The sequence below is a fragment of the Citreicella sp. C3M06 genome (assembly GCF_018860705.1).
GTDB lineage: Bacteria > Pseudomonadota > Alphaproteobacteria > Rhodobacterales > Rhodobacteraceae > Salipiger.
Genome location: NZ_JAHKQA010000056.1, coordinates 79,099 through 92,200, shown reverse-complemented (window position 1 = coordinate 92,200; position 13,102 = coordinate 79,099). Strand labels below are relative to the sequence as shown.

General features: G+C 65.0%; 10 protein-coding genes. 5 read left to right on the top strand and 5 right to left on the bottom strand.

The features are described 5' to 3' along the window. Positions 1-8: 8 nt before the first annotated feature. Positions 9-1,973, bottom strand: coding sequence for an AMP-binding protein (locus tag KO516_RS13110; protein ID WP_216004316.1), 1,965 nt, complete (start codon positions 1,971-1,973; stop codon positions 9-11). Positions 1,974-2,260: 287 nt separating this feature from the next. Here KO516_RS13110 and KO516_RS13105 point away from each other — a divergent pair, with 287 nt between their 5' ends. Both KO516_RS13105 and KO516_RS13100 read left to right on the top strand, forming a co-directional pair. Beyond that, entirely contained in the window at positions 2,261-4,132 is a 1,872-nt protein-coding gene (locus KO516_RS13105) for a PAS-domain containing protein (protein ID WP_216004238.1), read from the top strand. Beyond that, the gene (locus tag KO516_RS13100; RefSeq protein ID WP_216004237.1) at positions 4,129-4,830 is read left to right on the top strand and encodes a response regulator transcription factor; all 702 of its coding nucleotides are present in this window, start codon (positions 4,129-4,131) and stop codon (positions 4,828-4,830) included. The genes KO516_RS13105 and KO516_RS13100 overlap by 4 nt, the downstream gene beginning before the upstream one ends. A 12-nt stretch (positions 4,831-4,842) precedes the next feature. Here the strand turns inward: KO516_RS13100 and KO516_RS13095 are convergent, their stop codons facing one another. Beyond that, entirely contained in the window at positions 4,843-5,286 is a 444-nt protein-coding gene (locus KO516_RS13095) for a DUF2383 domain-containing protein (RefSeq protein ID WP_216004236.1), read from the bottom strand. 133 nt (positions 5,287-5,419) lie between these two features. Here KO516_RS13095 and KO516_RS13090 point away from each other — a divergent pair, with 133 nt between their 5' ends. After that, a complete protein-coding gene (locus KO516_RS13090) occupies positions 5,420-5,923 on the top strand; it encodes a GNAT family N-acetyltransferase (RefSeq protein ID WP_216004235.1) in 504 nt (167 codons plus the stop codon). 103 nt (positions 5,924-6,026) lie between these two features. On the opposite strand, the gene KO516_RS13085 is transcribed toward KO516_RS13090, so the two are convergent. From KO516_RS13085 to KO516_RS13075, 3 genes are all read right to left on the bottom strand, one after another. Further along, a complete protein-coding gene (locus KO516_RS13085; protein ID WP_216004234.1) occupies positions 6,027-6,785 on the bottom strand; it encodes a TIGR02186 family protein in 759 nt (252 codons plus the stop codon). Then, positions 6,782-7,690, bottom strand: coding sequence for a sulfite exporter TauE/SafE family protein (locus KO516_RS13080; RefSeq protein WP_216004233.1), 909 nt, complete (start codon positions 7,688-7,690; stop codon positions 6,782-6,784). The genes KO516_RS13085 and KO516_RS13080 overlap by 4 nt, the downstream gene beginning before the upstream one ends. A 198-nt stretch (positions 7,691-7,888) precedes the next feature. Then, on the bottom strand, positions 7,889-8,557 hold the full coding sequence (locus KO516_RS13075; RefSeq protein WP_371742085.1) for a TetR/AcrR family transcriptional regulator: 669 nt from the start codon (positions 8,555-8,557) through the stop codon (positions 7,889-7,891). Positions 8,558-8,697: 140 nt separating this feature from the next. Here KO516_RS13075 and KO516_RS13070 point away from each other — a divergent pair, with 140 nt between their 5' ends. Beyond that, on the top strand, positions 8,698-9,846 hold the full coding sequence (locus tag KO516_RS13070) for an efflux RND transporter periplasmic adaptor subunit (protein ID WP_216004231.1): 1,149 nt from the start codon (positions 8,698-8,700) through the stop codon (positions 9,844-9,846). A 43-nt stretch (positions 9,847-9,889) separates the two neighbouring features. Further along, positions 9,890-13,027 (top strand): efflux RND transporter permease subunit, encoded by a 3,138-nt coding sequence (locus tag KO516_RS13065; protein WP_216004230.1) that lies wholly within the window; start codon positions 9,890-9,892, stop codon positions 13,025-13,027. Positions 13,028-13,102 lie beyond the last annotated feature (75 nt).

The following is a 13,102-nucleotide window of genomic DNA, read 5'->3' as shown; positions in this document are numbered from 1 at the left end:
CCCGCCCATCATTGTGCTGCCATCGCGGGTGGCGCCACCGGCACCACCTTTGCGTCCATCAGCGTCAGCGTCGCCTTGATCTTGCCCTTGCGCCCGTCCTCGTAGGTGACTTCGGTCTCGGTGTAGACGCTGTCTGAGCCGTCGTACAAAGCCGCCACCAGATCGTGGAATTTCTCGGCGATGATCTTGCGCCGCACCTTGCGGGTGCGCGTCAGCTCGCCGTCATCCGCATCCAGCTCCTTGTGCAGCACCACAAAGCGGTGGATCTGGCAGCCCGACAGCATCGGGTCTTCGGCGACGCTGGCGTTGACCTCTTCGACATGGCCCCGGATGGTTTCCAGCACCTTGGGATGGCCGGCCAGCTCCTGATAAGACGCATAGGCGATATTGTTGCGCTCGGCCCAGTTGCCCACTGCGGTCAGGTCGATGTTGATGAAGGCGGCGCAGCGGTCGCGATCGGCGCCGAACACCACCACCTCAAGGATATTGGGAAAGAACTTCAGCTTGTTCTCGACGTATTTGGGCGCGAACAGCGCGCCATCGGCCATCTTGCCCACGTCCTTGGCCCGGTCGATGATGCGCAAATGCCCGGTGCCTTCCTCGAAGAACCCGGCATCGCCGGTGGCAACCCAGCCATCGGCATCCTTGGTGTCGGCGGTGCTTTCGGCGTTCTTGTAATATTCCACGAACACGCCGGGCGAGCGGTAGAACACCTCGCCGTTCTCGGCGATGCGGATTTCCACACCGGGGGATGGCACGCCGACGGTGTCGGGGCGCACCTCGTTGTCGGGCTGCTGGGTGATGAACACCGAGGCTTCGGTCTGCCCGTAAAGCTGTTTGAGGTTGATCCCCAGCGCCCGGTAGAAATCAAAGATCTCGGGGCCGATCGCCTCGCCAGCGGTATAGCCCACCCGGACGCGCGAAAACCCCAGCGCGTTTTTCAGCGGCCCATAGACCAGCGCCGCGCCCAGCGCATAATGCAGCCGGTCCAGCGCGCCCACCTGTGCGCCATCAAGGATCTTCGGCCCCACGCGTCGGGCCAGCGCCATGAAATGATCGAACATCCGCTTCTTGAGCGCGCCCGCATCCTCCATCCGGATCATGATCGACGTCAGCTGGGTTTCGAACACCCGTGGCGGCGCGAAATAATACGACGGCGCGATCTCGCGCAGGTCGGTCAGCATGGTCTCGGGGCTTTCGGGGCAGTTGACGCAGAACCCCGTCCAGAACGCCTGCCCGATGGAAAAGATGAAATCCCCGACCCAGGCCATCGGCAGCCATGCCAGCACTTCCTCGCCCGGGCCAAGGTGGTCGAATTCCGACGATGCCTTGGCGGTCTCGATGATGTTGCGGTTCGACAGCACCACGCCCTTGGGCTTGCCCGTCGTCCCCGAGGTATAGAGCATCACGCAAGTGTCATCATACCCCAGCGCCCCGCGCCGCGCGTCCAGCTCGCCGATCAGCTCGTCACGGGCCGCCCGCCCCTGCGCCTGAATGTGCCCGTATTCATGCAGCTGCCGGTGATCGTATTTCCGCATGCCGCGCGGATCGACATAGATCATGTGTTCGAACTGGTGCAGGTCGTCCTGAATCTCGATGACCTTGTCGACCTGTTCCTGATCGGCGGCGATGACAAAGCGCGCGCCGCAATGCGACAGCACGTATTCCATCTCTTCGGCAACGGCGTCCTGATACAGCGGCACCGGCACTGCGCCGCACATCTGGGCTGCGACCATCGCCCAATACAGCGTCGGGCGGTTGCGCCCGATCACCGCGACATGATCGCCCCGCGCCAGCCCGAGGTTCAAAAGCCCCAGCGCAAAGGCCTCGATCTCCTGCTCCCCTTCGGCCCAGTTCCAGCTTTGCCAGATCCCGTATTCCTTTTCCCGCCACGCAGGCCGGTCGCCATAGAGCGACACATTGCGCTGCAACAGCTGCGGAATCGAGCGCAGACCCTCTGCGCCCTCGGACATATACGCCAAGTCTCATTCCTCCCTTGATCGCCCGGGGCTCCTCTTCCCCGGTTGCCCCGAAGGGCAGCGCGATTCCGATCCCATTAGGATCAAGGACAGGCTGGCGGTCAATCTTTACGTCATCTTTGCGGGATTCTAACGAATTGTAACAGATGCTCCCCCGACCCGATGGCAACGCGCGCCACCCCCGCCAAGCCGGGCGCAAAGGCTTGCGGCCCTTGATCGCCTGCACGCCCGCTAGCCCTCGCCGCCCCCCGGTGCTAGCGTCACGCCCGGAGGGGGGGGCGATGCACAAACAAGGGTTTACACAGGCGGGGCTGAACCTGATCCAGCAGGCGCTGTCGATCTATGACAGCGATCTGCGGCTGGCAGTCAGCAACCGCCGCTTTGCCGAAATGTTCGACCTGCCGCAGGCGCTCTATACCGAAGGCGCGCGGTTCGACGACACCATCCGCCACCTCGTGGATTGCGGCGAATACGGACAGGTCGATGACGTTGATGCCTTTGTCGCCGCCCGCGTCGAGCAGGCCCGCGCCTTCGAGGCGCATTACATGGAACGCACCCGTGCCAATGGCCGCACCATCAGCGTCGAGGGCGCGCCGCTGCCGCAGGGCGGCTGGGTGACGGTCTATACCGACATCACCAGCGTCAAACGCCACGAAGCGCTGTTGCGCACCCGCTCGGAACTGCTCTCCGAAGAGGTGCTGCGCCGGTCCGAGGAATTGTCGGCCACCAACCGCCAGCTGGCCGCAACCAATGCCGCGCTGGAAGAAGCCCAGCGCGAGCTGCGCGAGATCGAGGCCCGCACCCGCCTGACCACCGAAATGATGCCCGCCCATATCGCCCGCGTCGATGCGCGCGGGGTCTATACGTTTTCCAACCGGCGGCTGTCGTCGGTGATGCCGGGGCGGCCCTCGGAGATTGCCGGGCTGCATATTTCCGAAGCGCTGGGGCCGGCGCATGCCAAGGTCGCGCCGCATCTGGACCGGGCGCTGAACGGCGAGCAGAGCATCTTTGAATTCACCGATGATGGCTCACAGCGGCGCATCCGCGCGGTGTTCACCCCCGACCCGGTCGAACCGGGGGTCTATATCCTGTCCCATGACGTGACCGAGGAAACGCAGGCCCGCGCCGCGCTGCAACAGACACGGCGGCGCGAAATGGCGGCGCAGCTGATTTCCGGCCTTGCGCATGATTTCTCGAATCTGCTGACCATCATCCTTGGGATGCAATCGAAGCTGCGGCGCATGGTGCCGCCCGACGCGGCACCGCTGGTCACCGGCACGCTTCAGGCCGCCCGGCGCGGCGGAGACCTGCTGAACCGCATTGCCGACATCACCTCGCACCGGGCATGGCGACCGGGGCCGGTGTCGCTTGGCGGGTTTCTAAGCGATCTGGCCACGCTGGCGCGGCCCTCGCTGCCCGGATCGCTGCGGCTCGAGGTGCGGGCCGAGGCGGAGGGCTGCTATCAGCTCGACGCCGGGATGCTGCAGGATGCGGCGCTGAACCTCGTGCTCAACGCCGCAGATGCCTGCGGTGCGCAGGGCCGCATCGACGTGGTCTTCCGCGCCGTTGGCGATACATGGCTGGAACTGGTGGTCACCGACACCGGCCCCGGTTTCAGCCCGCAGGCGCTGGCGCATGGGCTTGACCCGTTCTTCACCACCAAGGGCAGCGACGGATCGGGGCTTGGGTTGGCGATGGTCTATGACATGGCGAAACTGGCGGGCGGCGATGTGCGCCTTGCCAATGACGCACGGGGCGCGCGGGTGACATTGCGGCTGCCGCTGCGCAAGGCGGCGGCGCAGGCCCGCTCCGACCTCGTGCTGCTGGTCGAGGATTCGACCGACCTGCGCGCCCAGCTGCGCGACATGCTGACCGGGCTGGGCTATGCGGTGGCCGAGGCCTGCTCGGTTGATGAGGCCTGCGCGCTGGCGGGCGGGCTGCCGGTGGATCTGGTGCTGTCAGATATCACGCTTGAAGGCGAGGCCCCCGGCACCGATCTGCCCGCGCGACTGCCGCATCTGCCGGTGCGGCTGATGACCGCCCTGCCCGGCAGCGACCCGCTGTACCGGCGCGCGCAAGCGCAGGGCCCGGTGCTGCGCAAACCCTTTTCCCCCGAGGCGCTGGCCGCCTTCCTGACCCCGGAGAGTGCATGAGCGCGCCCCTTGTCTCGATCCTCGACGACGAACCGGCGATCCGCGCCATGCTGGTCGAAGCGCTGGCCGAGGCGGGCTTCCGCACCAGCGCCTTTGCCCGCGCCAGCGACTTCGAGGCGGCGCTGAAGCGCAGCCAGCCCGACGTCTGCCTTGTCGATCTGGGCCTGCCCGACCGCGACGGGCTGAGCCTCGTGCACCGGCTGGCGCTGGAACAGGGGGCGGTGGTGATCATCATATCGGGGCGCGCACAGGTACAGGACCGGGTGACCGGGCTGGAACTGGGGGCCGACGATTACATCATCAAGCCGTTCGATCCCTCCGAGGTCGTGGCCCGCATCCGCGCCCGCCTGCGCACCCCAAGGCGCGAGGCGCAGCGCGGCGAGACCGCCCGGTTTGCCGGCTGGACAGCGCATTTCGACCGCTACGCTCTGGAAGACGCGAACGGCGCCGAAACGCCCTTTAGCCATGCCGAAGGCGAGGTGCTGCGCATGTTCCTCGAAGCGCCCAAGCGGCTGATCACCCGCGCCCAGATGCAGGAAACGCTGGGCGGCGCGGCAGGAGAAAGCTTTGATCGGGCGATGGATGTGCGGATCTCGCGGTTGCGCACCAAGCTGCGCGAAGACCCGAAAAACCCGCGCCTGATCAAGACGATCTATGGCGCGGGCTATCTCTTTCTGGGGGATGTCGACTGGGGCTAGGTCAGGCTGGGGTCAGGCCGCATCCTCATCGGCCAGCAGTTTGACCAGCTCGCCCTTCATTTGGCACAGCTCGTCGCGATAGGGCGAGGGCGGCAGACAGCTGAGCGCCGCGTCGAAATCGCCCAGCACCTGCGCTTCGGCGTCTTCGATGCCGCTCATCATGTCCCCGTCAATCTCTTCGAAAAGCGCGCGCACCGAGACAGCCGTGCGGTGCAGCGCGGCACTCAGCCCTTCGGAGCCATCGGGATCGCCCCCCATGGCGGTGATGATCGATGCGATGCGATCACAGTGCGCGACATGCAGGCCGCGAAATTTCAGGGCGATAAAGCGGAAATCGGGTTCGGCCTTGTCGGCCATCTGCTCGTACCAGGCGCGGCAATCGGCGCTGCGCGACAAGAGATTCTGAAGAACCGAAAGCTGGTCCTTGCTTGCGGTGATTGGCGTCACGTCAGTCATCGGGATATTCCTTGCGGCTTACGGGGCCGAACGTATCAGACATGGATCGGGTTCCGTGATCTGCTCGCGCTTGCCGTTACGAAATCTTGCCCCCGATATTCCCCTTTGACGAGAAAGCTGGCAGCTTGTTGCAATGCCTGTGCGTAGCGCCCTTTCCTCTGATGCGTCAAGCATCGCCGCTCTGTCGATCGAGGTCTGGATCGGCACCTATATCAAGCGTGGCGTCAGCGCCTTTTTTGCCGATTATGCGCTACAGACCTTCACGCCGGACAAGACCCTCGCGCTGATCGCGAACCCGGAGCAGATGATCCTCGTGTCTGAAAACGTCGAAGGCATCGACGGTGTCCTGCGCCTGTCGCGCAACAGCCCCGCCCCGGTCGAGGGCTGCGGCGATCTGGAGATCGCAACGCTGTACGTTCAGCCGCGCCACCACGGCAAGGGCATCGGGCGCGCCCTGCTGAGGGCTGCCTTTGAACGGCTTGGGGATGCCGAAACGGTTTGGCTTGCTACCAATTCGGAAAACACGCCCGCCATCGGTTTCTATCTTGCACAAGGATTCCAGCAGGTCGGCGAGACCCAGTTCCGCATCAAGGAACAGGCCTACCGCAACAACGTCTACGCTTATCGCCTGTCCTGATCCGCCTGGCCCCTGGGCATCGCGGGGCAGATCGGTGTCTTGCCAGCGGGGCTGAACCGGGAAACACCGGGTACAGGCGCTGCGGAGGGTTCAGCCCGGCGTATTACGACGATCTCAGCGCCCGGAACGCCGCCGAGGCGCCCCAGCCCGCAGCGATGGCGATCACGATCGACAAAAGCCCGTAAAGCGCCGGCTGCTGGCGCGACAGGTTGAAGAGCCATCGTTCCAGCCCGACCTTGCGGACCTCGATGCTTGACGCGTGCTGAGACAGGACCTTGCCAGAGCGGGTGAGCAGGACGCGGATGGTGTAGGTGCCCTCGACGATGGTGGCGGGCATGCGGATCGCCACGTCGAACAGCGTCGCCTCGCGGAATTCCACCGAATCGTAGAAGGTTTCGAACAGCCCGTCATTGGTCCGCATCCGGATCAGCCCGTCGGTAAAGCTCTGGCTGTCGGTGATGCCCATCGGCGCGCCGACCGAGCGGATGGCGCGCTCGACCGAGACCTTGTGGCGCAGATCCTCGACCTCGGAGATCGACTGATCCCAAGGGGCAGAGCTGGCCACCGCGTAGAACGAGGGCGCGGCGTCGATCTCGACCGCGTCGGCATTGACCCAGATGCCAAGCCGCCGCTCCTTGCGCCAGACGGTGACGGGGGTCACCGGGCCTGAAACGGTGACGATGACCTGAAGCGGCGGGTCGGTGAGGATCTCGGTCTGGCGCTTGACGGCACCAAAGATCAATACTTCGGAGCCGTCGAAATCGGTGGTGATCGCGACGCTGTCGCGGCTCAGCCCCATGACCACCTCTTCGGCGCTGGCCGGCAGCGCCAGCAGCAGCAAAAGAGCAAGCGCGCGGATCATTCCCCTGCCCCCAGTTCGTACAGATCGGCCGGGGTCAGGAACAGATCGAGCGCCAGCTTGAAACAGACCAGCAGCACAAGGCTGGCCAGCGCGATGCGCAGCTGTTCGGCTTTCAGCTTTGTGCCAAGCGCGGTGCCGATCTGTGCGCCGATGACGCCGCCGATCAGCAGCACCAGCGCCAGCAGGATATCCACCGTCTGCGAGGTGATGGCATGGGCCATGGTGGTGAAGGCCGTGACAAAGATGATCTGGAACAGCGAGGTGCCGATGACCACCTTGGTCGGCATGCCCAGCAGATAGATCATCGCGGGCACCATGATGAACCCGCCGCCCACGCCCATGATCGCCGACAGCACCCCGACCGACAGCCCGACCAGCGCCGGGGGAATCGCGGAGATATACAGGCCCGAGGTGCGGAACCGCATCTTGAACGGCAGGCCGTGCACCCAGACGTGATGCTTGCGCTTGGGCGCAGCGCCGCGTTTCGAGCGGCGCAGCGCCCGCAGGCTTTCGATGAACATCAGCCCGCCGATGATGCCCAGAAACACCACGTAGCAGAGCCGTACCAGCAGATCGACCTGCCCCATTCCCTTGAGCAGGTTGAACAGCCACACCCCAAGCGCCGCCCCGATGATGCCGCCCACCAGCAGCACCGTGCCCATGCGCAGATCGACCGTGCGCCGCTTGAGATGCGCCAGCACTCCCGACACCGAACTGGCAACGATCTGATTCGACCCGGTGGCCACCGCGACGGCGGGCGGGATGCCCATGAAGAACAGGAAAGGCGTGATCAGAAATCCCCCGCCCACTCCGAACATGCCCGACAGGATGCCCACGAGTCCCCCCAGCCCGAACAGCAGGAAGATATTGACCGAGACCTCGGCGATGGGGAGGTAAATCTGCATGGCCCGGACTTTGCGATCACAAGCGGGAATTGGCAAGATAGGCCGGCCACGGATGCCGTCGCAGCGGTAAAAAACTTCGGGCGCTAACGGGGACGGGGCGCCAAACGCCGCTTGCGGCGATTGCATTGGCCAAAGCGCCCAGATCCGCATGCCGCAACTGCCATGCCGGGGAATCGCCCCATGGCATCGGCGCATGGCTCAACGCGGCCGCATGCCGTTGAGGAAAATCTCGACCGCGCGGTCGCGGCGTTGGCGTTTTTCCTCGTAGAGGTCGTTGGCGCGCTCTGCGCCGGGTGTCAGCAGGTGATGCAGCGCATTGCCCATCACCATGTCACACAACAGCTCGGCCGCCTGCCCCGGCTCCATGCCATGCAGCACGATCTCTTTGTTATCCACCGCAACGATCAGCTCGGCGGTGATGTAGGTGATGACAGAGCCGCGCCCCTCGCTGTCGAACTGCTCGGCAATACCGGGGAACAGCGGCGCTTCGGCCACCACCGCGCGCAGCAGTTCCAGCGGCGCCTGTTCGAACTGCGGCATGGCATTGACGGTCAGCAGCTTGCGCAGCCGCTCGCTTAGCGGGAGCGCGTGGTCTTGGGGGGCGAGCGGGCGAAAGATCGTGCGCCCGATCCGGGCAAAGGTCGCGCCCAGCAATTCCTCGCGGCTGCCGAACAGCGTGTAAAGCGTGCGTTTGGACATCCCCGCCTTGCGGGCAATGGCCGCCATGCTGATATCTTCGAGGCGGCACTGGCCCAGCAACTCGCCCACGGCATCCAGCACCATGGCCTCACGTGTTGGCGCATCGATCTGTACCGGGCGCCCGCGACGGGGCCGACATTCATTCTCAACTGCCTTGTCTTCCGGCACTGCACACCTCCTGTGCTCAAACGCAGGGGAAAACCGGTCGGTTCCAAGCTTGCGCGCTTTACAAAACTTGCCGGTTTCCATATCGCACTTCAAGAGCCAACCGCACGCGCTGCGGCCCTTTGCCTTACCGGAGTGACGACATGCACATCAATGCACCGTGCAATCTGCGCCGCCTGCTCGCCGTGGCGGGCCTTGCGCTGGCCGCGACAGCCCTGCCCGCAACCGCCCAGCAACAGGGCGGCGAGCGCCCGCCGCAGCCGGTCACCGTGGTGACGCTGGCCGCCGAAGACGTCACGCTGACCACGACCCTGCCGGGCCGGGTCGCGGCCTCTGGCGTGGCCGAGGTGCGCCCGCAGGTCAGCGGTATCATCACCGAGCGCCTGTTCAAGGAAGGCGCCGCCGTGCAGCAGGGCGATGCGCTCTATCAGCTTGATTCCGCCAGCTACGGCGCCTCGAAAGCCGCCGCCGAGGCATCGCTGGCGCAGGCCGAGGCCACGCTGCGTTCGGCAGAACGCGAATCGAAGCGCCAGCAAGAGCTGCGCGATCGCAACGTCACCAGCCAGCAGACCTTTGACGACGCGCTCGCCGCCCGCGATGTGGCCGAAGCAGCCGTCAAGGTGGCCGAGGCCAACCTGCTGGCCGCGAACATCGACCTTGATCGCGCCACGATCCGTGCGCCGCTGACCGGGGTAGCGGGCCTGTCCGAGGTCTCGCAGGGGGCGCTCGTCACCGCCGGGCAGACCACGGCGCTGACCACCATCCGCCAGCTCGACCCGGTTTATGTCGATGTGACGCAATCGGCGGCAGAGCTGCTGCGCTGGCGCCGCTCGGGGCAGGATGCCTCGGATGACGCATTGGTCAGCCTGACCCTCGCCGATGGCACCAGCTACGAGCACACCGGCCGCCTTGCCGCCGCCGAGCCGCATGTGAACGAGCAGACCGGCGTTGTCGTGCTGCGGCTGGAATTCCCCAACCCCAATCAGTTCCTGCTGCCCGGCATGTATGTGCAGGTCGAAATGCCGCAAGGTCAGGTTGATGGCGCGGTGATGGTCCCGCAAGAGGGCGTCACCCGCGACCGCCGTGGCCGCCCGATGGCGATGGTCGTCAATGCCGACAACGCCGTCGAAACCCGCGAGCTGATCGTTCAGCGCGACCGCGGTGCGATGTGGGTGGTGACCGAAGGCCTTGCCGCCGGTGACCGCGTCATCGTTGCCGGGCTTCAGAAGGTCTCGCCCGGCATGACCGTCGCACCGACAGAACGCAGCACCGACGCCCCCGTTTCGCAGTAACCACCGGAATACAAGGGCGCCCGCGCCCCGCCAGGAGACAATCATGGCCCGTTTTTTCATTGATCGTCCGGTGTTTGCCTGGGTGATCTCGATCCTGATCATGGGTATCGGGGTCTTGTCGATCCTGACCCTGCCCATCGCGCAATATCCGCAGATCGCACCGCCCTCGGTGCGCGTCGACGCCTCTTATCCCGGCGCCTCGGCCGAGACTGTCGCCAACACCGTCACCCAGATCATCGAGCAGCAGATGACGGGCCTTGACGGGATGCGCTACATGTCGTCGTCCTCGACCTCGGCAGGCTCCGCCAGCATCACGCTGACCTTCGAATCCGGCACCGATCCGGACGTGGCGCAGGTGCAGGTGCAAAACAAGCTCAGTCAGGCCACCGCGCTGCTGCCCGAAGAGGTGCAGCGACAGGGCGTGACTGTCGCAAAGGCGTCTTCCTCGTTCTTCATGGTGATCGGCCTGATTTCCGAAGACGGTAGCCTCGAACAGGCCGACCTGTCGGATTACCTCAACTCGAACCTCGTGGATGAATTCAGCCGCATCGAAGGCGTTGGCGGCACGCGGGTCTTTGGCGCGCAATACGCCATGCGAATCTGGCTCGACCCGTCCAAGCTGTCGGCCTTCGAGATGACCCCCTCGGATGTGGTCAGCGCCGTCTCGGCGCAGAACGCGCAGATCTCGGCGGGCTCATTCGGCACATTGCCCGCCCCCGCAGGCCAGCAGCTCAACGCCACGATCACCGCGCAATCGCTGCTGTCGACCCCCGAGGATTTCCGCAACATCGTGCTGCGCTCGGAAACCGATGGCGGGCTCGTGCTGCTCAATGACGTGGCAGAAGTCGAGATCGGCGCCGAAAGCTACGCCACCCTCGCCTATTACAACGGCCAGCCTGCATCGGGCATGGCGCTGCAACTGGCGTCGGGGGCCAACGCGCTCGACACTTCGGAGCGGGTGAAAGAAAAACTCGAGGACTACGCGCAGTTTTTCCCCGACGGCGTGCGCTATGTCATCCCCTACGACACCACACCGTTCATCGAAATCTCGATCCACGAGGTGCAAAAGACCCTGCTGGAAGCCATCGTTCTGGTGTTCTTCGTGATGCTGCTGTTCCTGCAGAACCTGCGCGCCACGCTGATCCCCACGCTGGCGGTGCCCGTGGTCATCCTTGGCACCTTCGGCATTCTTGCGGCGGCGGGCTTTACCATCAACACGCTGACCATGCTGGCCATGGTTCTGGCCATCGGCCTGCTGGTCGATGACGCCATCGTGGTGGTGGAAAACGTCGAACGCATCATGGAAGAAGAGGGCCTGAACCCGCGCGAGGCGACCCGCAAGAGCATGGGCCAGATCACCGGCGCGCTGATCGGCATCGCGCTGGTGTTGTCGGCGGTGTTCGTGCCGATGGCGTTCTTTCCCGGCTCGACAGGGGTGATCTACAAACAGTTCTCGATCACCATCGTTTCGGCGATGGGGCTGTCGGTTCTGGTGGCGCTGACGCTGACGCCCGCGCTCTGTGCCACGCTGCTGAAATCAAAAGATGCGCATCACGCCAAGCGCGGCGTGTTCGGGCTGTTCAACAAGGGCTTTGAAAAGACCACCAACGGCTATGGCGGCACTATCGGCTACATCATCAAGCGCCCGTTCCGGATGCTGATCGTCTATGCGGCACTTGCGGGCGGCATGGTCTGGCTGTTCGACAACACGCCCTCGGGCTTTCTGCCAGCCGAGGATCAGGGCATCCTGATGACGATCGTTCAGGCACCGACCGGCGCCACCGCCGAGCGCACGTTCGACGTGGTGGATCAGGTCAAGACGCATTTCCTCGAGAATGAATCCGACAATGTCGAATCGGTGTTCGGCGTCGTCGGCTTTTCCTTCGCCGGTCAGGGTCAGAACATGGGCCTTGCCTTCGTGCGGCTCAAGGACTGGGCCGAACGGCCCAGCCCCGCCCAGTCCGCGCAGGCCGTGGCGGGCCGTGCCTTCCCGGCCTTTATGGGCATTCAGGATGCGATGGTGTTTCCCATCGTGCCGCCCTCGGTGATCGAACTTGGCAACGTGTCGGGCTTTGATTTCTACCTGCAGGCGCCGGGCGGGCAGACCCATGAGCAATTGCTCGAAGCACGCAACCAGCTGCTGGGCATGGCCGCGCAAAGCCCACTGATCGCATCGGCGCGCCCCTCTGGGCTGGAAGATGCGGCGCAGTTCAACCTGGACATCGACTGGCGCGCCGCCGGAGCGGTGGGCGTGTCCCCGACCAATGTCGGCAATGTGCTGTCCATCGCATGGGCCGGGCAATACGTGAACGATTTCAATGACAATGGCCGGATCAAGCGGGTCTATGTGCAGGGCGCGCCCGACAGCCGCGCCACGCCCTCTGATCTGCAAAAATGGCGGGTGCGCAATTCCAGCGGCGAGCTGGTGCCCTTTGCCAATTTCACCACCGAAAGCTGGACCTACGGCCCGCAGGGCCTGACCCGCTACAACGGCATTCCGTCGATGCAGATTCAGGGCTCGCCGGTGCCCGGCGTCACCACCGGCGAGGCGATGGCGGAAATGGAGCGACTGGTCAGCCAGCTGCCCCCCGGCTACCAGATCGCCTGGACCGGCCTGTCGCTCGAAGAGCGCACCTCGGGCGGTCAGGCACCGCTGCTCTATGCGCTGTCGCTGGCGGCGATCTTCCTGTGCCTCGCGGCGCTGTACGAAAGCTGGACCATTCCGTTCTCGGTGATGCTGGCAATGCCGATCGGCGTGCTGGGCACCATGGGCGCGGCCTATTGGTTCGGCTTTGAGAACGGCGTGTTCTTTCAAGTCGGCCTGCTCACGGTCATCGGCCTGACCGGCAAGAACGCCATCCTGATCGTCGAATTCGCCCGAGAGCGGTTCGAGGCCGGTGAAGACCTCTATACCGCGACCAAGGAAGCCGCCAAGCAACGCTTCCGCCCGATCATCATGACCTCGCTGGCCTTCACGCTGGGCGTGGTGCCGCTGGCGATCTCGACCGGCGCGGGTGCGGGCGGGCGCACGGCGGTCGGCTCGGCGGTGCTGGGCGGCACCATCACCGGCACCGTGCTGGGGGTGATCTTTGTGCCGCTGTTCTTCGTGGTGGTCTACCGGATCTTTGCCCGCAAGCAGGTGCGCGAACACGCCAAGGCCGCGGCCACCCCCGCCGAGTGATCGTTTCGGCCGGTCAGACACAGACGCCGCCCCACCCCGGGGCGGCGTTTTTCGTTTTGCCGGGGGGGCGTGGAC

Bases quoted from the DNA above. Each gene is read 5' to 3' on its own strand.
- KO516_RS13110 (WP_216004316.1), bottom strand. From the start codon at position 1,973: ATGTCCGAGGGCGCAGAGGGTCTGCGCTCGATTCCGCAGCTGTTGCAG.
- KO516_RS13100 (WP_216004237.1), top strand. From the start codon at position 4,129: ATGAGCGCGCCCCTTGTCTCGATCCTCGACGACGAACCGGCGATCCGC.
- KO516_RS13090 (WP_216004235.1), top strand. From the start codon at position 5,420: ATGCCTGTGCGTAGCGCCCTTTCCTCTGATGCGTCAAGCATCGCCGCT.
- KO516_RS13065 (WP_216004230.1), top strand. From the start codon at position 9,890: ATGGCCCGTTTTTTCATTGATCGTCCGGTGTTTGCCTGGGTGATCTCG.
- KO516_RS13070 (WP_216004231.1), top strand. From the start codon at position 8,698: ATGCACATCAATGCACCGTGCAATCTGCGCCGCCTGCTCGCCGTGGCG.
- KO516_RS13095 (WP_216004236.1), bottom strand. From the start codon at position 5,286: ATGACTGACGTGACGCCAATCACCGCAAGCAAGGACCAGCTTTCGGTT.
- KO516_RS13080 (WP_216004233.1), bottom strand. From the start codon at position 7,690: ATGCAGATTTACCTCCCCATCGCCGAGGTCTCGGTCAATATCTTCCTG.
- KO516_RS13085 (WP_216004234.1), bottom strand. From the start codon at position 6,785: ATGATCCGCGCGCTTGCTCTTTTGCTGCTGCTGGCGCTGCCGGCCAGC.
- KO516_RS13105 (WP_216004238.1), top strand. From the start codon at position 2,261: ATGCACAAACAAGGGTTTACACAGGCGGGGCTGAACCTGATCCAGCAG.